Annotated in this window: 20 protein-coding genes and 1 pseudogene; 16 read left to right on the forward strand and 5 right to left on the reverse strand. The window is 44.8% G+C overall.

The features are described 5' to 3' along the window. The first annotated feature begins 141 nt into the window (after positions 1–141). The gene (locus M0C34_RS04600) at positions 142–855 is read left to right on the forward strand and encodes a substrate-binding periplasmic protein (protein ID WP_248714481.1); all 714 of its coding nucleotides are present in this window, start codon (positions 142–144) and stop codon (positions 853–855) included. Positions 856–922: 67 nt separating this feature from the next. Here M0C34_RS04600 and M0C34_RS04605 read toward each other — a convergent pair whose 3' ends face one another. After that, a complete protein-coding gene (locus tag M0C34_RS04605; protein ID WP_248714482.1) occupies positions 923–4,075 on the reverse strand; it encodes an efflux RND transporter permease subunit in 3,153 nt (1,050 codons plus the stop codon). A gap of 12 nt (positions 4,076–4,087) precedes the next feature. Continuing rightward, complete coding sequence (locus M0C34_RS04610) at positions 4,088–5,215, reverse strand: efflux RND transporter periplasmic adaptor subunit (protein WP_248714483.1); 1,128 nt, start codon at positions 5,213–5,215, stop codon at positions 4,088–4,090. Between the two features lie 398 nt (positions 5,216–5,613). On the opposite strand from M0C34_RS04610, the gene M0C34_RS04615 reads away from it, so the two are divergent. The 4 genes from M0C34_RS04615 to M0C34_RS04630 all read left to right on the forward strand — a co-directional run bounded on the left by M0C34_RS04615 (position 5,614) and on the right by M0C34_RS04630 (position 8,393). Further along, on the forward strand, positions 5,614–5,886 hold the full coding sequence (locus M0C34_RS04615; protein ID WP_248714484.1) for a DUF2960 domain-containing protein: 273 nt from the start codon (positions 5,614–5,616) through the stop codon (positions 5,884–5,886). Between the two features lie 96 nt (positions 5,887–5,982). Then, positions 5,983–6,804, forward strand: coding sequence for a DUF4037 domain-containing protein (locus tag M0C34_RS04620; RefSeq protein WP_248714485.1), 822 nt, complete (start codon positions 5,983–5,985; stop codon positions 6,802–6,804). 155 nt (positions 6,805–6,959) lie between these two features. Further along, positions 6,960–7,916, forward strand: a complete 957-nt coding sequence (locus M0C34_RS04625) for a S1 family peptidase (protein WP_248714486.1) — start codon at positions 6,960–6,962, stop codon at positions 7,914–7,916. 219 nt (positions 7,917–8,135) lie between these two features. Next, a complete protein-coding gene (locus M0C34_RS04630; RefSeq protein WP_248714487.1) occupies positions 8,136–8,393 on the forward strand; it encodes a CBU_0592 family membrane protein in 258 nt (85 codons plus the stop codon). Positions 8,394–8,601: 208 nt separating this feature from the next. Here the strand turns inward: M0C34_RS04630 and M0C34_RS04635 are convergent, their stop codons facing one another. Then, positions 8,602–8,940, reverse strand: coding sequence for a cytosolic protein (locus M0C34_RS04635; protein WP_248715595.1), 339 nt, complete (start codon positions 8,938–8,940; stop codon positions 8,602–8,604). A gap of 469 nt (positions 8,941–9,409) precedes the next feature. On the opposite strand from M0C34_RS04635, the gene M0C34_RS04640 reads away from it, so the two are divergent. After that, positions 9,410–10,273: a hypothetical protein gene (locus M0C34_RS04640; protein ID WP_248714488.1), complete on the forward strand. Its 864-nt coding sequence runs from the start codon at positions 9,410–9,412 to the stop codon at positions 10,271–10,273. 101 nt (positions 10,274–10,374) lie between these two features. Here the strand turns inward: M0C34_RS04640 and M0C34_RS04645 are convergent. Continuing rightward, positions 10,375–11,570, reverse strand: a pseudogene (locus M0C34_RS04645) (IS4 family transposase). A gap of 173 nt (positions 11,571–11,743) precedes the next feature. Here M0C34_RS04645 and M0C34_RS04650 point away from each other — a divergent pair. The 10 genes from M0C34_RS04650 to add all read left to right on the forward strand — a co-directional run bounded on the left by M0C34_RS04650 (position 11,744) and on the right by add (position 21,572). Further along, a complete protein-coding gene (locus M0C34_RS04650; RefSeq protein WP_248714489.1) occupies positions 11,744–12,550 on the forward strand; it encodes a TIR domain-containing protein in 807 nt (268 codons plus the stop codon). A gap of 44 nt (positions 12,551–12,594) precedes the next feature. Beyond that, positions 12,595–12,999, forward strand: a complete 405-nt coding sequence (locus M0C34_RS04655) for a GFA family protein (RefSeq protein ID WP_248714490.1) — start codon at positions 12,595–12,597, stop codon at positions 12,997–12,999. Between the two features lie 105 nt (positions 13,000–13,104). Further along, entirely contained in the window at positions 13,105–13,416 is a 312-nt protein-coding gene (locus M0C34_RS04660; protein WP_248714491.1) for a VOC family protein, read from the forward strand. A 210-nt stretch (positions 13,417–13,626) separates the two neighbouring features. Then, positions 13,627–14,367, forward strand: coding sequence for a PhzF family phenazine biosynthesis protein (locus M0C34_RS04665; RefSeq protein ID WP_248714492.1), 741 nt, complete (start codon positions 13,627–13,629; stop codon positions 14,365–14,367). Between the two features lie 514 nt (positions 14,368–14,881). Further along, positions 14,882–15,793, forward strand: coding sequence for an AAA family ATPase (locus M0C34_RS04675; protein WP_248714493.1), 912 nt, complete (start codon positions 14,882–14,884; stop codon positions 15,791–15,793). A gap of 2 nt (positions 15,794–15,795) precedes the next feature. After that, entirely contained in the window at positions 15,796–16,776 is a 981-nt protein-coding gene (locus M0C34_RS04680; RefSeq protein WP_248714494.1) for a DUF58 domain-containing protein, read from the forward strand. Continuing rightward, on the forward strand, positions 16,773–18,674 hold the full coding sequence (locus tag M0C34_RS04685; RefSeq protein ID WP_248714495.1) for a transglutaminase TgpA family protein: 1,902 nt from the start codon (positions 16,773–16,775) through the stop codon (positions 18,672–18,674). Before M0C34_RS04680 ends, M0C34_RS04685 begins: the two co-directional genes overlap by 4 nt. 189 nt (positions 18,675–18,863) lie before the next feature. Next, the gene (locus M0C34_RS04690) at positions 18,864–19,493 is read left to right on the forward strand and encodes a hypothetical protein (RefSeq protein WP_248714496.1); all 630 of its coding nucleotides are present in this window, start codon (positions 18,864–18,866) and stop codon (positions 19,491–19,493) included. Positions 19,494–19,586: 93 nt separating this feature from the next. After that, the gene (locus M0C34_RS04695; protein ID WP_248714497.1) at positions 19,587–20,162 is read left to right on the forward strand and encodes a DUF4136 domain-containing protein; all 576 of its coding nucleotides are present in this window, start codon (positions 19,587–19,589) and stop codon (positions 20,160–20,162) included. A 411-nt stretch (positions 20,163–20,573) separates the two neighbouring features. Beyond that, complete coding sequence (gene add / locus M0C34_RS04700; RefSeq protein WP_248714498.1) at positions 20,574–21,572, forward strand: adenosine deaminase; 999 nt, start codon at positions 20,574–20,576, stop codon at positions 21,570–21,572. Between the two features lie 57 nt (positions 21,573–21,629). On the opposite strand, the gene M0C34_RS04705 is transcribed toward add, so the two are convergent. Continuing rightward, positions 21,630–23,600: a M48 family metallopeptidase gene (locus tag M0C34_RS04705; protein WP_248714499.1), complete on the reverse strand. Its 1,971-nt coding sequence runs from the start codon at positions 23,598–23,600 to the stop codon at positions 21,630–21,632. Between the last annotated feature and the right edge of the window lie 7 nt (positions 23,601–23,607).

A 23,607-nucleotide genomic window follows, 5' to 3' on the forward strand; every position in this document is an offset into this window, starting at 1 on the left:
AGCTAGGCTCTAAAAGTGACTGATATATTACTATATCCTATTTATCCGTAAATTGTAGTTGTTCGCTTCGCCTGTAAATAAGCATTGAAAATGCTGGTGTTTTTACTAGTGTTAAGCTAAGGAAAAAGAAAGGACATTGCAGTGTTACGCATACTCATAATTATTCTAAATGGCTTGTTGATTAGTGCTGCGCAAGCCACATGTGAAACCATTAGAGTTAATGGAGAGCATAATTGGTTTGATGTGTCTTTTAGAGAAAACTCGCAAGCCCCATTGCAAGGGTTAGCCGTAGAGTTAGCTAATCAAGTATTTGCCGATGTAGGTATCAAGGTTGACTACCAAGCAATGGTGCCTTGGAAGCGGCAATTTTTGCAGCTAGAGACGGGTGATTTAGATTTAATTATTGCTGCTTTTTATAACCAAGAGCGTGGTGAAAAGTTTATATTCAGCGAAACGATAGGCGTAGAATACAGCAGCGCGTTTATTCGTAAAGACCAAGCCCTTAACTATAACGATGTAACAAGCCTGATGGGTAAACGGGGTTTGCAAATATTGGGCAGTAGTTTTGGAGATCAGTTTGACAGTTATGCAGGACAACATCTTACTATTTCGGAAATGCCTGATTTAGACCGAGCATTAAAGCTGGTAGCACTGCAACGGGCTGATTATTTGTTGTATGCCACGCATGGGGGCAGGTTGAAAATTGCTAATACAGAGTATGCCGATTTGTTGGTGGATATGCAGCCCAGTATCAGTCGACAACTAATTTATATGGTGATGTCTAAATCGTCTCCTTGTGTAGACCATTTACAGGATATAAATAGGGCTATAAGGCGTTACCGAGATGATTTTTAGCTGTTATTTAGCCAATAAAAAAGCAAGCTGTAATAGCTTGCTTTTTGGTACCTATAGAGAAGAATGTTTAGCCTTCTTCTATTTCCTCTAACTTCGTTGAACCACCGTGATGAACTTCGCGGCGGCGCTGAATCATGGCGTAGAAGCCCGGTATTAAAAAGGTGCCCACTAATAATACACACAGTAAGCCGCCGACCAAGGAAATACCCAGAGAGTTTTGGCTAATATGACCCGCGCCATTAGCTAACACCAGTGGGATCATGCCGAAGATGAATGACCAAGAGGTCATGTTTACTGCCCTAAATCGTAAGGTGCCTCCCGTTACAGCGGCTTGGTCAATGGGCATTTGTTTGTCTTCGCGTTGCATACGAGCAAATTCAACAATTAGAATGGCATTTTTAGCCGCTAGGGCAATCAGCAACACTAATCCTATCTGCGCATATAGGTTCATCGGTAAGCCCGCTAAAGCAAGGGCCACATAAGATCCTAGGGTTGCCACTGGCACCACCAAAATAATCGCGAGCGGAATGGTCCAGCTTTCATATTGGGCCACCATAAATAAGTAGATGAATAGCAACGCCAAAGCAAAGGCAAAAATGGCCATATTGCCCGCTTGGATCTCTTGATAAGCCAAGCCTGTCCATTCAAATTGGTAACCATTGGGTAGCTCTGCAGCAGCAATGCGCTCCATTGCCGCAATGGCGTCACCCGACGAGTAACCTAGAGCTGGCTGGCCTTGCAGCACTGCACTGCGGTACAGGTTATAGCGCCACGCTACATCTGGAGCAAATTGTTGTTCAATGCTAACCAACGTACTTAAAGGCACCATGTCGCCACTGGCGCTGCGAACATGAAATTGCCCAAGGTTATCTAAGCGACTGCGGTATTCGTCTTCGGCTTGCATGGTTACGCGGAAGTTTTTACCGTAAAGGGTAAAGTCGTTTACGTATAACGAGCCCAAATTGGCCTGCAACGTGGTAAATAAATCACCGAGTGGAATACCTAGTTGCTTCGCTTTACTGCGGTCTATGTCTACATAAAAATGTGGCACGTCGGCGCGGAAGGTACTAAAGGCACTGCCAATCTCTGGCGCTTGATTAGCTTTGATGGTGATGTCTTGCATTACTTTGGCTAATTCACTACGCGAGCGGCCTAAGCCGTCTTGTAGCACAAACTCAAAACCCGATGCCGTGCCCATTCCGGGTACCGCTGGTGGACCAAAAGTGAAGATTTGAGCATCTTGAATCGTCACAAAGGCTTGTTGATTAATCCGTTGGCTAATCGCAAACGAGGAATGGTCGCCCGCTAAGGCATTTCGCTCATCCCAATGTTTTAGCTTGATAAACATGGTGGCCGCGTTTGATTGAATAGCGCCGGCCAATAAACCATAACCATTGGCTAAGGTTACGGCTTCTACGCCCGGTTCTTGCTCAATAATGTTGGCTAGGCGCTCAGACACTTCAGCGGTGCGGCTTAGCGAAGCCGAGTCTGGCAATTGCACATTAGCCAGCAATACGCCTTTATCTTCTTGCGGTACAAAGGCTTTTGAGGTGTTTTGGTCCATCCAAACTACCGCTGCCATGGCTAAACAGAAGAACAGTACCAAGGCTGAACTACGCCTAACTAACATACCAGCAGCTTGGCCATAACGCTGGGTAACCGCCACTAAACCACGGTTAAACAAGGCAAACCAGCGAGCTTGCTTTTGCTTGCCCCGTTTTAACACTAACGAGCAAATAGCGGGTGATAAGGTGAGGGCATTAATTGATGAGATGACCACCGAAATACAAATAGTAATCGCAAACTGGCGGTACATGACTCCGGTAATCCCCGGTAGCATGGCTACTGGTAAGAATACCGCCAGCAATACTAAGGTTGAGGAGACGATCGGTCCTGTCACTTCGCGCATGGCTTTCAAAGTGGCTTGGCGCGGGCTTAGTTCGGGGTGAGCGGTGAGTTTACTGTCAACATTTTCAATCACCAGAATGGCGTCATCAACCACAATGCCAATCGCTAAAATTAAACCAAATAGGGTGATGGTATTAATGGTAAAGCCAGTGGCTAGCATTATTGCAAAAGTACCAATGAGTGATACCGGAATCGCCACCACGGGAATCAGGGTTGAGCGCCAGCTACCAAGGAATATATAGGTGACTAAAATAACCAGTAGTACCGCTTCAATAAGGGTTTTAATTACGCCTTTTACTGACTCAGAGACAAACAAGGTGGTGTCGTAGGCTATCTCATAATCCATTTTCTCTGGCATGTTACGCTTTAACTGCTCTAGCAGCGTCATAACGGCTTCGCCACTTTCTAGCGCGTTGGCGCCAGTTTGCAGCGATAGAATCACCGAGATCGACGGCTGGCCTCTAAATTCGCTAAAAGCCGAATAACCAAGCTTACCTAGCTCTACCCGAGCCACATCTTTTAAGTAAACCTTTGATCCATCAGCATGGGCGATCAGTAAGATGTTCTCAAAGTCTTCTACGGTGTCTAAACGGCCTTTGGTTAGCAGGCTAAACTGTACATCGTTAGCGGCGTCATAAGGCGGCGCACCAATAGAGCCTACCGCAACTTGCACGTTTTGCTCTGCCAAACTCCCACGAATATCACTGGTGGTAAGGCCAAGGTTAGCCAGTTTTAATGGGTCTAGCCAAACACGCATCGAGTATTCGGCTGAGCTGATAACACGAACGTCACTGATGCCCTTAACTCGCGCCAACTGATCTTCAACATTGAGAGTGACGTAGTTGTTTAAAAAAGTATCGTCGTAATGACCGTCTGGTGAAAAGAAGTTAAGCACCATCAATAAGTCAGGTGAACGCTTACGCACTGTTACCCCTACCTGGCGCACCTCTGGTGGGAGTTTAGATTCGATTTGGGTGACCCGGTTTTGCACGTTAATTTGTGCCATGTCGGGGTCGGTACCAATATCAAAGGTCACGGTTAATGAGTAAGAACCATCATTTGCACTTTTGGAGTTCATGTACAACATGTCTTCCACGCCGTTTACCGAACTTTCAATCACTTCGGCTACTGCTTCTTCTACAGTTTCGGCACTGGCGCCGGTGTAGTAGGCCGTTACGCTCACCGACGGTGGGCTAATTTGCGGGTATTCTGCTACGGGCAACACCATCAAGGCGATGGCGCCAGCTAAAGACAGCAAAATAGAGATGACCAAAGCAAACTTTGGTCGTTGAATAAAAAAGCGACTTAGCATGGTGTTTTCCTATTATCCGGCCTGTGGTTCAACAACTTGAACCGGAACGCCTTGGCGTATGCGTTGCAATCCGGCGGTAATCACTTGTTCATCACCTTCTAAGCCTGTGGTAATCACTACACCTTGCTCAAGCACTGGGCCAATGCTGACATTGCGTCGCTCGGCAGTACCTTGCTCACTCACTAGCATCACAAATTCACCCTCTAAGTCACTTTGTACCGCTCTACGAGGGATAACTAAGGCTGATACAGAGGCGTGGCTGGTGAGCTGCACTTCGACATATTGGCCCGGCAGTAATTGCTGTTGCTGGTTGGCAAACTTAGCGCTGATGCCAATGGTGCCGGTATTTAAGTCGATTCGGTTATCAATGAAATCTAATTGCCCCTTGTGGGCGTAAATGCGTTCATCACTAATTTTTAACTGCACTATTGCTGTTTCTGTTTGGGCACTAGAGTGGGCGTCTACTTGGTCTAAGCCCATGTTTAAGCGCTCTCGCTCAGAGACTTTAAAGCTGGCACGAATTGGATTTAGGCTAACCAAATTAGTTAAACGCCCGTTGCTGTTAGCAATTAAGTCACCTTGACTCACTTCGCTTTGACCTATGCGGCCATCAAATGGCGCGACAATACGGGTGTGTTTTAAATCAACTAAGCTAGCGCTGAGTAGCGCCTCGGCCGCTTCAAGTTGTGCTTCGCTAGAGAGCTTCTCTGCGGTTAAACGATCATATTCAGATTGGCTGATGTTTTTTTGTGGTAACAGCCTACTAGCACGCTGCCAGTTTATTTGCGCATTGGTTAAGTTGGCTTTGGCTTGGGCAAGAGAGGCTTTAGCTTGCGCTACAGCGGCTTGATAGCGTGTTGGGTCAATATCGTAAAGAACTTGACCTTGTTTGACCATTTGTCCATCTTCAAAGTGCCTTTCAAGTAAGTAACCACTTACTTGTGCGCGAATATCAACGTCCTTGTAGGCTTCAATACGGCCAATGAATTGTTGAGACGGCGCATAAAAAATGCTTTGTACTGATTCTGTATTTACTAAGCTCGCCGCTGGCCGCGAAGTAGGTACATCGGCTGAATTACAAGCGCTAAGTAGCAGTAGCCCAGAGATTATGGCTACCCATTTAAGACGGGGAAAAAACATTAACACTATCCTCAAACTATACAAACTGCTGAACTCGTTGTCGAAAGAGTGCCAAATACTCCCTGCAATTTGTAAAGTTGGCGGATGCTAACTAGAACGCTATCCTTGCGAAACGCCTCTTTAGACGTCAAAATTATTTTAGTAATTATTAAAATATTTTAAGGCGCTCAATATACACCGTAACCGGTTAAACTTAGCCTCAGAAATTACGATGCATAGCATCGGTTATTTTCGCCAGAATTGAGGTTTGGTTTATATAGGCTTTGTGTTTATTTTGGCTGAAGGGGCTACTTAGGCAGTGATCTAGTGGCATGCAGACAAACACCTTTAAATAAACACAACATCAATTTGCGCTTTACTATATTATCTAGCCGCATTGTCAAACAGCAGAGGTTTTTATGGCACGTCAAGTTACGTATAAGTACAAAAAACAAGTGAAAGTCATTAGCTTTTCTTTCGATAAATATCACGATATGTATGAAGCAGCGGCGGCTGCGGAAGGGGTAGATATTTCAAACTTTTTAGAGATGGAAAAACAATTGTCCATGTCTACGCGGGACAAAGCCACCATAAAGCAGTATAGAGAGTTAAGCTTTACCCGTATGGGCTTTAGCCACATTCGTTTCCTTAAAGATGAAGAGCAAGAGCAACTAAAAAGCGAAAACAACTAAAGAAAGTTTGCTTGAAAGCGCTTTTTGCATATACCACGCTGGTATGTGTTTGAATAATGCTTATGGTGATCATATCACCTAATTTGAGCATTATTCATGACAGAGTCAGCCCATTTCTTAGCCTTGGTGGAGCAATTTTCCCAGCTTCCACAGGTAGAGGCCATTTTATTAGCGGGATCTCGAGCCACCGGTTTAGCAGATGAGCATTCAGACTACGATGTTTATATCTATCTTAACGCTCCTTTAGATGTTTCCACACGGCAAGGGATATGCGACCAATATTGCCAATACATGGAATTAAATAATCAATTTTGGGAGACCGAAGATGATGGCGTATTGCTTGATGGAATCGACATTGAGTTGATTTATCGTGACTTGGCCTTTTTAGAAACAAAATTGCAGGCAGTTGTTGAGCAACATCAAGCCAAGGTAGGATACAGCACGTGTTTTTGGGCTAACTTGCTAAGCTCGAAGGTATTGTATGATGCTAAGGGGAGGGCCAAACAGCTACAACAACGCTTCTCGGTAGTTTATCCAAGCCCGCTACAACAAGCCGTTATCGATAAAAACTTTCCTTTATTAATTAGCCAGATCCCCGCCTATTATTATCAGCTAGAAAAGGCCTTGAAACGCCAAGATAGGGTGAGTGTAAATCATCGTTGTGCCGAATTTTTGGCGAGTTATTTTGACATTCTTTTTGCTGTGAACGCGGTACCGCACCCTGGCGAAAAACGTATGTTGCAATACGCTGAGTCACAGTGCACTATCCGCCCGGCTAATCTAGTCAAGAATGTTAATTTGCTACTAAGCCAAATAGGCCAAGCGCAATCTAGTTTACTAGATACCCTAAAAGAGCTAGTTGAAGGGCTTCAACAATGCATACAGCAAGAGACGGGTTTTACTCTACCGGGCAACTAGCCTGGCAAAGCATTGGGCGGGGCCACTGGTGAGTTATTGTTGGTTGGAATAACAGTTTGCCCCTTTTCTTTGCTTAGCTTGATCTCACACTATTGATTTAATTAATTTTAATGTGAAGATAAGGCACTGTAAAAAATAAAAACAAGGATGTATAGATGTTAACTGGTTTAGGGCGAGTTCTCGCGGTAACGGCTTTGCTTGTCCCATCTGGCTTGTCTTTAGCCAGTACAGAGAGAGTTGTCCCTTATGTGGTGGGCGGAGAAGATGCCTCTCAAGGTGAGTATCCATGGATGACACAGCTTAAAGCCGGCAGCAGTTATTGTGGTGCGGTGTTGATCAACGAACAATGGGTGCTTAGTGCTGCTCATTGTACTTTTGATCAGTATTTTGCGGGCCATCATGTTCAACCTTCAGCCATCAAGCTTAAAATAGGCGATGATGTATTTTCTTATCTAGATAATGACGGCGAGCGCGTTAGCGAAGTTTGTCAGCACCCAGATTACGTTGATTTTTCCGACAACCACGTTGATCGAGTTACCGGTGACAATGATCTGGTATTGCTGCGCTTAACACAAGCCAGCAGCGTTACTCCTATTTCGTTTAACCAAAAAGCCGTTTTTGACGACTATAGCCCCGGTTTTGGTATGCGAGTGATTGGTTTCGGCAGGGTGAATAACGATCCCGATAATCCTGAGTATTTGGACACCTTACAACAAGCCGACTTATTCCTAACGGCTCAAGCAGCTTGTGAGGATGTCTACGGAAGTGATCTATTAAGTGCACAAATGTTTTGTGCCGATAGCCCGGTGGCAGACTCATGTTCGGGTGACAGTGGCGGCCCATTGTTGATTGATGAAGGTTCGCAATACAAACTTGCTGGCATTGTCAGCTGGGGGACCAGCAGTTGTGCTGGTGCGCCCGGTGTATATGCTGATGTTGGTCAGTTAGCCCCGTGGATAAATCAAGTGATTAACGCCAATGCGGAAGAGCGTTTAGACGCCAACTTGTGTTCGCAAAGAGAAGCGATCGCACGGCCTGAAAGCGCCGGTGGCGCCTTGGGCGGTATTGGTTTAATTGCTTTATTGTTACTTGGTAGAGTGCGCCGATCTTAAATTGTTAGCTTATCATTGAGTTAGACAAAGATTGTTGCAATGTGTTTTTTGCGTAAAAATTATTCATGCATAGGCGAGCGTTTTCTGGTAGATTACGCCCGCATTTTTAATGCCGCTAACAAGCTGTCTCATGGAATGCTGCATTGCAGTTGAGAGCGTCCACCCCATGGATTGGGCCAGCAATTTGGACGAACATTTTTGCTTGTTAATGAGAATCTTATGCAAAGTATATTTGCCGACATTGTAGGCTTACTCGGTACAGCCCTTGTGGTTGGTGCGTTCTTCCTTTTACAGTTGGAGCGTTTAAACCCAAAACAACTTTCCTATAACCTAATGAACTTAAGTGGAGCAATATTGCTGCTCATTAGTTTATGCATTAACTTTAATCTAGCCAGCTTTATTATCGAGCTATTCTGGATTGGCGCATCGGTGGTAGGCATCGTTAAGTACCTTAAAAGAGAACCGGCAATTGCCTAAATAGTTACCACTATTAGTGCTAGGTATAAGAACTATTGTTGTGTTTAAGGGCAATAGTTCTTTTTATTATTCTGCATTGATCAACAGCTCCCACCCCCCCCTGTTTTATGGGAAGCTTTTGCCTTACCTCACCCCGTTAATAAACGAAACGCTTGCCGATGAACGGCTAGGGATCCCCATTCGCCGATTTCAACTTACTGAATAATTTTCAGTCCACTCGGGTAATAAAGGTTTGCTCGTCATCCACAAAAGCCACAAAGCCGCCGCAATAGATAAACACCCGACCACGCCCCTCAACGAGGCAGGCAAGCTGTGGGTTCAACTCTTCTTCATTATCCTTGCTTTGAAACGTGCCGGTATCGGTAATTACGCCGCTGAGTGTAGGCAAATATCCATAAGTGCGCTTGGCTTGATCAATCAGGTTCAATTCGCTAGCGGTAGAGAAGCAAAAGGGGATCGCACCGGCGTCTTCGATAAATATAGTTTTCAGTTCTTCAAAAGCTGTAATCACTAGCCAGTCGATGCCGTTAACATGATGGATAAACATAGAGTTTCTCGGTAATTCTGATGCGGATATTTTATCACTATCAGGGGCAGAACGTAGTAGATATTTAGTTGCTAAAGGCGCTAATTCTGTGCCATTTACAGACATTCACTCGGTCAACTTGAAACACGCTTTTGTCCAGAAGTGGGCTAGGGGCTACTGACTCGTTTATGCCCATTACGCGTTACCGCTCCCTCAAAACTACTCTTAATAAACCTATGTACCCTTAATTTTTCTACTTTAGTGGACAAAACGCTGTGATTTTATACAGTGCTGTTGCAATTCCTACTTTCTGCAAGTGATTGCATACTTTCATGCTGATGTTTTTGTTATTTTTCTAGCTAGGTGGCTGATACAGCTTAGGAAAGGTGATAACCTTGTTTTTATCAAATGTATGATAAGAGGAAAAATTCCTTGTTTAAACAAGGAATTTTTCCTCTTAATAAGCTGTTAGCTATTACAAGGAGTATACTTGGAAAAGTTATTTTCAAATAAATGGATAGTGTCATTTGTAACTATTTTTGGCCTTATTGGTTCATACGCCTCTATGGAATCCCTCTTTGGTATTTCAGAACAAGTGAAACCATTCATAACACTGCTTTATACATTTCTATCTGTGGAAGTGAAAATTAGTCCCTTAATAATTATTATATTGGTTGTCTTTATTGCAACCGTCGTGTCTTTACCTATGACGTTCATATTCAAGAAAAAGAGTGCAGAATCAAGAACGCTTAGTAACTTCTTAAATAAAATGGAAGTAAGGGAAATTGATGACTCAATTTGTGGGATATACTTTGGTATTAGAAAGATGGCACCCGATAATCCTCTCTCCAATGAAGAACTTTATTATTCTCAGTATTTGTGCATCACTAAGTCCAAAGCGGGTGAATGTCAATTTGCAATGTACGGAAGCTGGAAAGATGAAGATTTCTATGTCGAAGGATCATGCGTGAGAGTTGAAAATCATCTGATTTTATATGGTGCAACAGATGAAAATAGAGGAACATTTCAGTTAATAATGCTGGCTTACCCTTTAACAGCCACATCAAATAGGTTAAAAGGATTGATATCATTAAAAAGAATTGACATAACAGCGTCTGTATCTACAAGAGTTGCTTTTACAAAAAAATCAATCAACAGACTTCCAATTAGTCCTAGGCAATTACTTACTGAATTATTCATTAAAGAGCAAAATAAACATTTTGCAAGAGATATTAGTGGCTCCCCTTTGAGCAATAACGCAGATATTGTTACTTATGTTGGTAGTGATAATTTAAAAAGTATGCTTATGTATGTAAATGAAACTCAAAATATCGACGGAATAATCCATAGCTAACAATGCATTTAAACGGAACAAAAACAGTGGGTTACGTTTCGCTTCGCTACACATTTTAACCCACTATTTTTGTCCGCTTAATGCGGCGCTGGAGGATCCCCTCATAAATCTTTGATTCCCGAAGAGTGACTCAACCAGCGAAACGCATTGATAGCCCACCGTATTCGCTGCTCCGTAATCACATATTCAGGTCTTCGTCTTACTTCTTTTCCTAACCTGACTACCGATAGAACCGCCCGTTTACGGATGGTATTGGCCTGAAAGTGTCGTTGCCAACCCACTTGCTGTGCCACTAAACCTAACCACCACAAAATAATGTCAGCCAGTAAAGCTATCAGCAGCAGTACGTCATAGCGGCGTGGACATCGTGAGCGACTGTGGCGTAAGCCAAAACCGTATTGTGGGCTTTTTAAGTCTCGGAAGGTTTCTTCTATTTGCATCCGTTTGGCATATAACTTCGTCACTTGTATCGCATTAAAGAGTTCGGGCGGTAAATTGGTGGCGAGTACCCAAGGTTCTTTGGCTGAGCGGTGATAAAGCTTCTTGGCTGAATGGTTATTGCCTGAGCGACGAGAGCGTTTATCTTTACGGTGCTTATCGTTAGATTTAAACACGTATAATTGACAAGGCATGGGTTTCTTGCGGGCTATTTGCACCGCGCCGATATAACGTGGTTTATTGTTTGCTGAAGCATATAGCGTTTTGGTGAGCGCCCATTGGTCACTGAGCTGATAACAGACCTCGCCCCGTAATCTACCCAACCAATACCAGCCATAAGAGGCCACTTCCCTAAACCAGGTATTGCGATACCCCGCATCCGTAACTATCAACGGTGTACAGCCCTGAGGCAACACGCTGGCGAGTTCAAATAAGAACTGATTATGACTACGTGGTGCATTGTAATCTTTGAACTCGAAGGTGCGTTCATACAAGGTAATGGAGCGGCCTTTAATAGAGACTGATGCTCGCAAGGTCATCATGCGTAATTGCTCACGCACATCAGCCCAATCTACTAGCACCACAGGCATGGGATTGGCCCCGCAAATCTGCCGAGCATGCCATTGGCATATCGCTAAACGCTCACGATTTAAATGATGATTACCGAGCAAACGGTCCATGCGTTTAATGCAGTGTTTAGGTGAGACCCTGCTGGTTATATTGCGCCCGAGTTCAGTGAGAGACAATTTGTCGCCATCCAAGAGTGATGTAGTGGCAACCATCAGAGAGTTAAGGTGTTTTTGTGAATATTAGGGCACAGCTCAATAAGCATTTGGTGTAGAATTTGAATTTCGCGCATCCCGACTGCCTCCGTGCAAGTTTGATAGGATTTGTTTTTGGCGAAATTAATTAGTTCAAACAACGAGGTGCGCGTCTACTATATTGAATTTCCGAGGAATTATGAGAGGGTTCGCTAGATTGCGGCGTTAGGCTCGAATTTAGCGTCTGTACGAGAAATAAGGAATTTTAGATTTGAGTATTGAATTCTTAGATTCTGACTTTGATAAAGTCAGCTATTTGGTTAACCTATTGACAGCTAGAGCTACTGGGATGGCTTCTGATGATTCTGAGTACGAGACTCTTCGAAGAGAGTTGCTCAGTAACAAATCTATTGCACCTCATCTACCATCCTGGATAAAACAACATCGAAATCTTGATTCATTTTGGGGATTTATTCAGCCCAAATTTTCTACATATGCTGAACGTAGAACGTACCTTTCAGAGCAATTCACGATATTGCTAGATGCATTAGAGTTTGGAGACTCAATTCCTCCAGTTACTTTACCTTCCTTTCCCGGTAATTCCATACCCCAGCCACCTCAAGTAGCGAGGAACAAACGCAAGGTATTTATCGTGCACGGTAGAGATAATGAAACAAAGATTGAGGCCGGTAGATTTATTGAAACACTAGGTTTGGAGGCAATCATTTTGCATGAGCAAGCTAGTGCTGGGATGACGATTATAGAAAAAATTGAAAAATACTCTAATGACGCAGATTTCGCTTTAATTTTATATACAGCCTGCGATAAGGGTAGAGGCGCTCACGAAACCAAAGTTCCAGCTAGAGATAGGGCACGCCAAAACGTAGTTTTCGAACATGGTTATTTGATGGCTAAGCTAGGAAGAGAAAATGTGTGCTCGTTGGTAAAGCCAGGGATTGAAACGCCTAATGATATTAGTGGTGTAGTATATGTTGAGCTAGATAGTTTTGGCGCATGGAAAAATTCAGTAGTAAAAGAGCTTAAAGCTTGTGGCTATTCAATTAGCCCTACATTTTAGTGCGAAACAAGTGCCTAACAAAGCTATGCATTATGGAGAATTAAGTGAAGTTAACTGGTGAGTGTTTTTGCGGTGAAGTGAAATACGAAGTAAACGGAAAACTTCGGGATGCTAGGTCATGCCATTGTTCTCGTTGTAGGAAAGCTTTTAGTTCTCAAGCATCAGCTTACGCGCTAGTAGAACCCTCTGAATTTCAATGGGTTTCTGGTGAGGTACTTTTGACTTCATACGTGGGTGAACACGGTTTCGGTTTGCAGTTTTGCAGAAAATGCGGTTCTACTTTATGTGGTGTTTATCAAGGAGAAGTTCACGGAGTAACGCTGGGTTGCCTTAACGAAGACCCTGAAATCGAAATTGGCCATCACATTTTTGTTGGTTCGAAAGCCGCTTGGGAAGTAATTCCTGAAGGCGTACTAAAGTATGCAGAACATCCACCAGAAAATGCATAACAAAGCCAACCACAATCGCCCGCAAAAAGCGCGGGCTGGACTCGCTGTCGCTCGCCTGTGTTGGCGGCATAATGTGTATTTAAAGGTTAGGTGAACATTTAAATTATGAAGTTTAATCATGTAGGGATTCCGGTGACACATCATTTTGAAGGCGAAATTGATTTACCACACCTAAAAATGACGGTGTCTGATCATGAAAATAACCCTTATGGGATTCAGTGGCAACGTTATTGGAAGGATGCACCTTATCCGGAACTTGTTAAAACAGTTCCACATGTTGCATTTGTGGTCGATAATTTAGATGATGAACTCAAAGGTAAAACGGTAATTATTCAACCTAATTCACCAAGTAATGGCTTACGTGTCGCATTTATTGAAGTTAATGGCGCTCCAGTAGAACTCATGGAATATTCGTAAATATACACATAACGAATAAGAATAGGTGTCGCGCAGCCGACACCTTATTCGGGTGTTGAAACGGTGTTGATGTTGGCGGGGACAAGGCGCTTGAGTATTGGTCTCAGAGAGTCGCTTCACGCCGGCAAGCACCCGACTCGCACGCTCTCGGCTGCTGCGTTGTGAAATTGCAATCGAGGATGGTGGGTTATCCAATTAGATATATATGATGTGTTTGGTGGTGAATCGGCTTCTGGTAACCCTTGTGGTGTATTAGAGCTTGATAGTTGGCTTTCTGATGAAGAGTTACAGAAAATAACGTGTGAAGCAGGGCTACCGGTTACCTCTTTTGTTATAAAAATTAATGGACAATTTCACATTCGCTGGTTTGCACTGGATGGAGAAATTAACCTGTGCGGACATGGAAGCTTAGGGGCTGGTGCTGCAATCATCTCTAAGTACAAACTCGATAGTGTACTTTTTAGTAGCAAATACGGGGACGTCTCAATTGCTAAAAAGAACGATGTATACACTCTTGAGTTGCCTAGTTGGAAAGGTGAAACATGTAGCGTTCCACCAGAAATATCGCACTTAGCTGCTGATGCAATTGAGGTGTTTTCAACTCGAGACTTAGTTTTAGTCTTACCTTCTATAGAATCTGTAAGACGTTTTCAGCCTGATCAAATGCGCTTTAAACAGCTTAGCAAGTACCATGCTTTAATCGTGACAGCTGCGAATGGTGAAAATGGGTATGTCTTAAGGTATTTCGCGCCCAAAATTGGTATACCTGAAGATCTGGCAACCGGTTCAGCTCAATGCTCTTTAGCTCCATATTGGTTTGACAGGCTTGACTCAGATTCACTTCATGTACATCAACTTTCGTCGTCAGGGGGTTATTTTGGCGTACGGCGTATCTCAGGTGATTCAATTGCGTTGTTAGCAAATGCAAAGCTACGACAATTAGCCATTTGATAAAGCCTTTAAGGCAGATTCGCAACGCTTGGCATTTTGGGTTTGAATCAGCGTTAGTGTTAACGGCACAACAGTTTAGATTAGGTCGTCGCGCTGCTCACTACTTAACGCGGCGCTCGAGGACCCCCTCATAAATCTTTGAGTCCCGCAGAGTGCTTCAACCCGCGAAACGCGTTAATTGCCCAGCGTATTCGCTGCTCTGTTATCACATTTTCAGATCTTCGTCGTACTTCTTTGCCTAACCTTACAACAGATAAAACCGCCCGTTTTCGAATGGTATTTGCCTACTTAATTTATAAACATCTTTAAGCGGCTTGAGGCATAACCTTGCTTGGTAAGCTGTTGGGTGGGTAACGCTGCTAAAATTTATATCGGTATTTCTAATTGGTTTGGCCATGATTATCGCTGGCAGTGTGGTCGGAAGCCAAAAAGCGCATCACATGGCGTACAAATGCTGCCCAAACAGATAAAAGCTTTGTATGCTAGTGTTATTAAAAGCTAGGTGTTTACTTATATGAATCAAATACATCCTCAATTAGCACCACTGTGTCAATATCTTGAGCAGCAGTTATTAGGTAAACCTAAAGCGCTGCGCTTAGCGTTGAGTTGTTTATTGGCCTCTGGCCATTTATTGATTGAAGACTTACCCGGCGCGGGTAAAACCAGTTTAGCTAAGTGGTTGGCGGCCGGCTTTGGTTTAAGCTTTCAGCGGATCCAATTTACCAGTGACCTATTGCCTGCTGACATTATTGGTGTATCGGTTTTTGAGCCACCCACGCAGCAGTTTCGCTTTCATCCTGGGCCCATTTTTAATCACTTGGTCTTAGCCGACGAATTGAACCGCGCCAGCCCGCGTACCCAAAGCGCGTTATTAGAAGCGATGGAAGAGCAGCAAGTGAGTACCGATGGCCAAAGTTATCCATTGGAATCTCCCTTTTTTGTCATCGCTACGCAAAACCCTCGTGAGCAACTGGGCACCTTTGATTTACCTGAATCGCAGTTAGATCGCTTCGCCATGCGTTTAAGCATTGGCTTTCCTGACCTTAAATCTGAATTGGCGATGTTGAAACGACCGAAACACACCGCAAGTTCGCTGGTTGCCTTACCTATAGAACAATTATTGCAACTGCAACACGCCGCAGAACAGCTGCATTGTAGTGATGCTTTATTAGATTATCTGTTGCGTTTAATTCACTGTAGCCGCGTATTAGAGGGGGCAAACCCTTTATCACCACGCTGTAGTTTAACCCTATTGGCGTGTGCTAAAGCGTGGGCGTTTTTGCATCATCAACAGCATGTTTCGCCTGAAGATGTGCAAGCGGTATTTAGTGCAGTGAGTGCCCACCGTTTAGGCCGCGGTGATAGCGGCGAAGCCTATGCAAAGCAAATTTTGGCCGATGTCGACCCCTATGGCGATTTGAGCTAAACATGAAGGTACCTGGCTTAACAACATTGAAGCAATGGCAAGGTTTACGCACTCAAGCCTGGTTGGCGCGGCGTATTCCTGCTAGCAGCAGCTTGACGCTGCACCGTAAAAACCTGTTTATTTTACCCAGTCGCTTTGGCTGGAGTTTTCTGATTGGCTTAATTGTTATGCTGATGATGGGCAGCAACTATCAAAATAACCTCATTCTAGCCTTAGCGTTGTGGCTGTTAGCGCTGTGGCTGCTGTGTTTAGTGTTATGTCATCAAAACCTCTCGGGCAGTAGGGTGAGTGTTGTGCAGCGGCCCGAAGGTCAATGCGATAGGCCCTTACGTTTGTTATTGTCTTTAGAAAAACCAAACGGCCAGTGGCCTAATGCCGTTACCGCCACACTTAAGCTGTGGCCAAACGAGCAGGCTAGCCAGCATTTAGATGGGCAAATAGCTGTAGATTTAGCGGTGAGTAAACGGGGGCGAGTGGCATTACCGCGTATCGCTATTGCCAGTGTTTTCCCTTTAGGGTTGTTTCGCTGTTGGACGGTGGCCGATTTTAACAGTGAAGTGATTGCTTACCCTGCGCCACTCGCTGGTTATATATGTCCTGCTCAAGAGCGAGCCGAAGAACATGATATTGAACAAGGCGCTAATGACAACCAGCAACAAAGTGAGTTTGCAGGGCTAAAGGCTTATCGAGCTGGAGAGCGTAAAAGCTTATTGGCGTGGAAGCAATTTGCCGCTGGTCGCGGTTTACAATCGAAGGCGTTTACCGGAAACCCAGGGCTAGATTTACATTTAACTGATCGGCTACACAGTGGCTTGAATTACGAGCAAAGCTTGTCGGTGCTAACATTTTGGGTCCGTCAACTAGCACAACAGCAACAAAGCTTTAGTTTACAGGTGGGAGCGCAACAACTGGCAACCGGTAGCGGCGTGGCGCATCAACGGCAAGCCTTAAGTTTATTAGCAGAGGCTCCGTACTTGCGATGAATAATCTTAGTGCTGCGCATATTCGTTTATCGCTGTTGTGTTATTTGGCCACGGCATTAGTGTTATTGCCGCAGTTGCCATGGCTGCTGGTATTGGTTGGCGCGCTGGCTGGCTGGTGGCGTTTACGGGTCGTTAAAGGTTTAGCCTCGTTACCTAAACCTCGTTGGGTTAAGTTGTTACTGGTTAGCTTAATTGCCCTCACGCTGTGGTTAAGCCGCTCGGTGGAGTTATTTGATAAGCTGGTTAGCTTAGTGATGCTAGGTTATAGCCTAAAATACATTGAATTACATAAGCGCCGTGACGTAGAAATATTCGCCTTAACCGGTCTCTTTTTATTGGCGTTCTCGTTGGTGTTTTCCAGCCGCCCCTTAGCCGCGCTGATCGTGTCGGCTGTGGCATTTATGCACTTACTATTACTATTAAGTTTAGATGTTAAGCTTAATGCCACTTGGCTTAAGAAGTTAGCAATATGGGTTTTGGCCATTGCTCCCTTAGCAGTGGCGTTGTTTGTGGTGGCACCACGCTTAGCCCCTTTATGGAAAATGCCCACCCCCAGCAGCGCCCAAACGGGTTTATCTGATGTGGTTCGTCCCGGTGATATTAGCCAGCTTATTCGTTCTGACAAGTTAGTATTTCGGGCTGAGTTTAGCCGTGCGCCAAAGCGCGATGCGCTTTATTGGCGAGCGATGGTATTAGACATGTTTGACGGCGAGCAATGGACACGCAGTCAACTGGCTCAGCAAAACATCGCTTTTAAGCCTGACAACGCGACTGCCATTAATCAGTACCAGTTGTTATTGGAACCCGCCAACCAAGCTTGGCTGGCCACCTTAACCCCTAGTCAGCTGCGTAGCGGTGGGGCAAACTATAAGGCGGATAAAAGCTGGCAGCGCAGCGGTGAAAGCTTTCCTCGGCAAATTCTTAACTTCACTCAGTTTCAAGCCGCGAATGAGCAAGAGCCTAATCCAGCGGCAGCAGAGTTACATTTTTTAAGTCGCTTGCCGCAGGGGATTACGCCAGAGGTAGTCGCCTTGAGTGAACAGTTTAATCAAGGCCTTGACCCTCGCTCCGCCGGCTATGCCGAACAGGCCATGAGCAGAGTTGAAGCTTGGTTTTTGGGACAACAATTCTCCTATACCTTAAACCCTCCGGCTTATCCTGGCTTGCAGGGAATAGATCGCTTCTTACTGGAACAGCAAAGAGGTTTTTGCGTGCACTACGCGCAGAGTGTTGTGGTATTAGCGCGGTTGCAAGGCATTCCGGCCCGCATGGTGACCGGCTTTTTAGGTGGCGAGTGGGAGCAAGCTGATCAGCTTATAGCGGTGCGTAATTATGACGCACATGCTTGGATGGAGTATTGGAACGGTAAGCGTTGGATACGCTTAGATCCTACCGCATGGATTGCGCCTGACAGGGTAGAGCGTAGCTTGCAACAAAGCCAAGCTACCGCCCAACAGTGGCAAAATATCAGCTCTTGGGGTCAACGGCTTTGGCATTCACAAGGTTTGAATGAACTTAGGCTGTGGATGGCTCAAGCAGATTACTGGTGGGCTAAATGGGTGCTTAACTTTGACCAAGATCGCCAGCTTAGCTTGTTTTCGCAATTGCTGGCTTGGCTACCGGGAACCTCTTTGTTGATGCTAACAGGAGCAATGTTACTACTTGGCGTAATGACGAGCGCTTTACTGTTGGCTAAACCTTGGTTATGGCGGGTGCCAAGCAAATACGTTTTAGCCTTAAAGTGGCAATGCTGGTGGCTTGCTCGACATGGCATCACCCGCGAGAAAGGTGAGAGTTTGGCGGCATTTTCTGAGCGTGTTGAGCGGCAAGTCCCGCAGCGTTCTAGCGCCTTAAAACTCGCCATGTTGCGTTATAACCAACAGCGTTATCAGCGCTGAGCGGCAGTATTATCCGCTTCTGAAACTCAATTAACCTAGTGGTCTCTCTAGTGAGTAAACATAACAACACATTTGGTTATTTTTACTTAAAAATGCTGTTTATTTTGCTTTTTTGCTTGATCTAACCAGATTAATTGCCGCTTCGCTCGTAAAGTGAGCGGCAATAAAAACATCAGTAGAATGGAGATTATGATGGACTGGATAGAGTGGTTTGGTTACTTGGCATCGGTAGTGGTCGCTATCTCATTAACCATGAATTCAATTGTGAAATTGCGCTGGTTGAATATGGTGGGAGCGGCGCTGTTTTCCGCCTATGGCTTTGTTATTGGCGCCATGCCAGTGGCCTTGTTAAACTTATTTATTGTATTTGCCAATATTTACTACTTGCAGGGAATTTATCGCAGCAAACATCAATTTAAATTGATTGAAGTAGAAGCGAGCAGCCCCTTGCTGCGCTTTTGGATAGAGCACTATCAATCTGATATAGAGCAGTACTTCCCTCAGTTTTCTGCTAATAGTGTATTTGGACAACGTTGTTACATGCTAATGCGAAATAGTGAGCCTGCGGGAATATTGGTGGGTAAGCAACACCAGCAAGATTTTGAAGTGAAGCTCGATTACGTCTTCACTGCATATCGAGACTTTAAAACGGGTGACTTTCTCTACCATCACTCTGGATTTTTTAAGGCACTAGGGGCGAATAAACTGCTCAGTTATAGCGCTGTGCGCAGCCATCAACAGTATCTTATTAAAATGGGCTTTAAAAAATCTGCCGATAACCAAGACTTATTTGAATACACAATTAGTCAATCATCGTAATAAGCGATATGTTGAGCCAAGCCTAAATCCGATCAATCTACGTTAAATTTTATGATAGGGTAGCCCTTCTATTTACTCTTAGGTCACTTGAATATGCGTTTGAAACCATTGCCGTTTTTGTTTGTAGCTATTTTGTTCGCGGGGTTGTTTGGCTGTGTATCGTCAGAGCAAGCAGGTGCGCCGGAAAAACGGTCTACCACAGTGGTAAGCGGCGATACGAGTTACTTACAAAACTCAAAGGGGCGTTACGCTTGGCACCCTAGCCTGATCAAAGCACATTTAAAAAAGGCAGAAAACGAAGCCTTACTGCTGAGTGAAATGCGCAAAAGCATTGCCAAGGTGATGAGTGAAAAAGGCTATATCCAAGTGAATGCCAATCAGCAACCAGACTTTTTTATTGGCTTTGGCGCGGCGCTTGAATCAGAAATGAGTGACCAGCAAATACTAGAGCGGGCAGGGTTAATGGCGGGTATGTCTAGCAGCGATGTTGACCCCGCTTTGTATCAAAAAGGCTCTATGTTGGTGGCGTTATTTTATAGCCTAGAAACGGGACCATTTTGGCGAGTACTCGGTCAAGGGATGGCTGCTAAACATCAACCGTTAGATGAACGTAAACTAACTATTGAGCGCGGCGTTTCTCGTATGTTACAGCGTATTCCTCAGCGCTAGGCAGCTAAGCGCAGCGCTTAAGAGAGGGGCTACAAATAGGACACCCGATATGGAAAAGGCTCAAACACCCCATTGCCCAAGCACCTAAACCGATGCGAGTAATCTGCAAATCACTGTTTCCTAATGGTACCCATTCCATGGTCACTCCTATTACGCGGGTTAAATATTGATGATGGAATAGTGAGTGTAAAACTTGGAGTTAAGTCCAAGTCAAGCGCTAGGCGAAAAGAAAAACCACAGCTAGAGTTACCGGGAATAATCGTCAACTGCCAACATATTCGGCTAGGATTAAATAAAGCGGGAAACTAATTGAAAAAGCACTGCCCAATTGAGTTAATCTTGGTTGGAACAGCGGCCACTGCTGACTACACTGAGCCAACTAAAATAAATATAAAAAATGCAGGAGCTCCTATGTTAAAACAATATCCAGTGACTGATTTACACCGCCACTTAGATGGCACCATTCGGGCTGAAACTATTCTTGAGTTGGGCAGAAAATTTAACGTTGCCTTACCCGCCACTAGCTTAGAAGCCTTGATCCCGCATGTGCAGATCACTAAACAAGAACCTAATCTTGTCGCCTTTTTATCTAAGTTAGATTTTGGTGTTAGCGTACTGGGTGATTACGAGGCTTGCGCCCGTGTGGCTGAAGAAAATGTCGCCGATTTAGTGACCGCAAAAATTGATTATGCTGAATTACGCTTTAGCCCTGGTTACATGGCAATGAGCCACAAACTAAATCCTGAAGGGGTCGTTGAAGCAGTGATCGAAGGTGTGCGCCGCGGGATGACAAAACATGATGTGCAAGTGAACTTAATTGGCATTATGAGCCGTACTTTTGGCCAACAAAGTTGCAGTAAAGAATTAGAAGCTTGTATGGCTTTTCGTGATCACATTGTCGCGGTAGATTTAGCCGGTGATGAATTAGGTAAACCCGGTGATTTATTTGTAGAGCAGTTTTCGCGCGCACGTGATGCCGGTTTTGGGATTACAGTGCATGCCGGTGAAGCTGCCGGCCCTGAGAGTGTTTGGCAGGCCATTCGTGAACTGGGCGCGACTCGAATTGGCCATGGGGTTAAAATTGCAGACGATCCGGCTTTAATGGATTATGTGGCCAAACACAAAATTGGAGTGGAGTCGTGTTTGTCATCTAACTTTCAAACCAATACCACGCCAGACTTAAGCCAACACCCGCTTAAACGCTTTTTAGAGCATGGTATTCGTGCCAGCTTGAACACCGATGATCCTGGGGTCTCGGCAATAGATTTACCCGATGAGTACCGGATTGCGCGAGAACAGCTAGGCTTCGGCGACGAGCAAATCGCTAAGCTGCAAAGCAATGGTTTAAAAATGGCATTTATTAGTGAGCATACCCGCCAAGGTTTACGCGAAAAAGCCGCTACCCGCTAATTGTTACTGCGCTCAACCTACTAGAACGCCCGCTTTAGCGACTAAAGCGGGCTTTTTTTATGGTCTAGCTACCCCCAAGCTGATAGGCGGGCCGGGGCAATCCATCACCGCGGCAATACAGCGGATCATCTCGTTTTCTAGAACAGTGAGTTGTTTGTCTAAACATACGCAAGCGACCAAGGCGCGTAATACCCGTTGTTTAATTTGTGGGTAGGCATTAGCCAGCTGTTTAACGGCTGGGCCAAAGTGCTCTACCTGGCATTGCTCTCGGGGTAATAAACTAATGGTATACAAACTGACGCTGTTGGCTCCAATGCCAAAAGCGCGCTGGATATCTGTTTCTTGTTGGTGGCCAAAGTAGGCCAAACTTGATAATACCACTGCGAAAGGTTGGCTGATTTCTGGCAGACTGCTAAAAATGGGTTTACTGGGCGATACCTTTTCAAATTGATGAGCTAGATAATGTTTAATTAAGTGGTATAAACACCATTCGTACATATCTACTTGCTGGTCGGCTTTGATTAAGCGGCGCAAGTTTGTCATAAAGCGTTGATATTGTTTGCCTGACATACATTTTAGTGCTGGCAGTGACAGCTCTAGCAATGGCAGGCGGTAACTTTTATCTAGCGAAGTAATCCAATCCCAAGCTTGCAAGGTTTCGCTTATTCGCGAGCTTTTACTTAAGTTGTCTTTAATATCATTGAGTTGCTTTTGTCTAAGATCGTTCTCTTCACTTAGCAGCAGCGCATACACCACGCTAATCACCCCACAGGGCTCATGAGCCAAGCTGAGTAAACCATCAGGTAAATGAGCCAATTCACCACTGACCGTTAAGGTGTTTTGTGAAAGCGTATATTCAGCTTTGCTAGATTTATTGCTTAGTGCATCAATGGCAGCCTCGGCTGCGGTGGCAACAAACACGGTTTTTTTCAATTGCTGTTGCTGGTTTTGCTGGGTGTTTCGCTGGCTGGTTGTCGAGTAAATAGGCGCAGCCTTTTTCTTGATGTCTCGTTTAATTAGTTGGCCGTTCCAGCGGGGTAAAATGCGCTTAATACGTTGTTCTATCGCTGGGTGGGTGGCAAAAAAGCTGCCCAAGCGGCGCGCATCACCAATAAACATGTGGCTGGCTTCTTGGCTAAGCGGCGCTCGCAATCCAGAGCCGGCATCATAGCCGCCAATAATTTTTAGTGCGTCAGCAATGCCATTGGGATTACGAGTAAATTGCACCGCGGAAGCATCGGCTAAGTATTCACGTTGGCGGCTAATTGCGGCTTTAATCATATTGGCAAAAAAACAGCCAATCCAACCTAATGCCAGTAAACCAAAACCTGCGGCGGCAACTCTTGCGTCATTGCTCTCTATACGGTTAGAGCGCGATGAGCTGCTATAACGATGACTGTGCAGGACAAATTCACCCACATTAGATATAAATACAATGCCACTTAACAAAGCAATCAGTTGCATGTTTAAGCGCATGTCTCCATTTAGAATATGGCTAAACTCGTGCGCAACTACCCCTTGTAGTTGTTCACGGTTCAGTTGCTCTAATGCGCCTTGCGTGATGCCTATCACCGCATCTGCTGGCGTATGCCCTGCGGCAAAAGCGTTAATACCTATTTCATTTTGGAGCAGATACACCGAGGGCACTGGCATACCTGAGGCGAGAGCCATTTCTTCTACAACATTAAGCATCTGTTGCTGTTCGGCTTGCTGGCTGTTGGGAAGGATCCGCTGCCCACCCAGTGACTCAGCAATACGACGGCCTCCATCACGCAGCTGATACCATTTAAAGGTAATGGCAAACGCTATAATGCTGGTTACTAGCGCGCTAACAAAAAACAAAATATCTTGAGAGAAGAAGCGGCGATTAGCCGCAATACTAGTCTCGTTGCTTGACTGAAACATCCACAGCGAAGCGGCAATAATCACGTTACTTAAACCAATTAGAATAATTACCGCTACCACAAATAATAGAATTAACCATTTACTGTTGCGGCGAGCATGGTCTTGTTCGGCAAAAAAATTCATGAAGCAA

The organism is Agarivorans sp. TSD2052 (assembly GCF_023238625.1).
Lineage (GTDB): Bacteria > Pseudomonadota > Gammaproteobacteria > Enterobacterales > Celerinatantimonadaceae > Agarivorans.

Excerpts from the sequence above, each read along its gene's own strand:
- M0C34_RS04660 (WP_248714491.1), top strand. The coding sequence starts at position 13,105 with ATGAAGTTTAATCATGTAGGGATTCCGGTGACACATCATTTTGAAGGC.
- M0C34_RS04685 (WP_248714495.1), top strand. The coding sequence starts at position 16,773 with ATGAATAATCTTAGTGCTGCGCATATTCGTTTATCGCTGTTGTGTTAT.
- M0C34_RS04690 (WP_248714496.1), top strand. The coding sequence starts at position 18,864 with ATGATGGACTGGATAGAGTGGTTTGGTTACTTGGCATCGGTAGTGGTC.
- M0C34_RS04695 (WP_248714497.1), top strand. The coding sequence starts at position 19,587 with ATGCGTTTGAAACCATTGCCGTTTTTGTTTGTAGCTATTTTGTTCGCG.
- M0C34_RS04610 (WP_248714483.1), bottom strand. The coding sequence starts at position 5,215 with ATGTTTTTTCCCCGTCTTAAATGGGTAGCCATAATCTCTGGGCTACTG.
- M0C34_RS04620 (WP_248714485.1), top strand. The coding sequence starts at position 5,983 with ATGACAGAGTCAGCCCATTTCTTAGCCTTGGTGGAGCAATTTTCCCAG.
- add (WP_248714498.1), top strand. The coding sequence starts at position 20,574 with ATGTTAAAACAATATCCAGTGACTGATTTACACCGCCACTTAGATGGC.
- M0C34_RS04630 (WP_248714487.1), top strand. The coding sequence starts at position 8,136 with ATGCAAAGTATATTTGCCGACATTGTAGGCTTACTCGGTACAGCCCTT.
- M0C34_RS04615 (WP_248714484.1), top strand. The coding sequence starts at position 5,614 with ATGGCACGTCAAGTTACGTATAAGTACAAAAAACAAGTGAAAGTCATT.
- M0C34_RS04625 (WP_248714486.1), top strand. The coding sequence starts at position 6,960 with ATGTTAACTGGTTTAGGGCGAGTTCTCGCGGTAACGGCTTTGCTTGTC.
- M0C34_RS04680 (WP_248714494.1), top strand. The coding sequence starts at position 15,796 with ATGAAGGTACCTGGCTTAACAACATTGAAGCAATGGCAAGGTTTACGC.
- M0C34_RS04605 (WP_248714482.1), bottom strand. The coding sequence starts at position 4,075 with ATGCTAAGTCGCTTTTTTATTCAACGACCAAAGTTTGCTTTGGTCATC.
- M0C34_RS04635 (WP_248715595.1), bottom strand. The coding sequence starts at position 8,940 with ATGTTTATCCATCATGTTAACGGCATCGACTGGCTAGTGATTACAGCT.
- M0C34_RS04675 (WP_248714493.1), top strand. The coding sequence starts at position 14,882 with ATGAATCAAATACATCCTCAATTAGCACCACTGTGTCAATATCTTGAG.
- M0C34_RS04705 (WP_248714499.1), bottom strand. The coding sequence starts at position 23,600 with ATGAATTTTTTTGCCGAACAAGACCATGCTCGCCGCAACAGTAAATGG.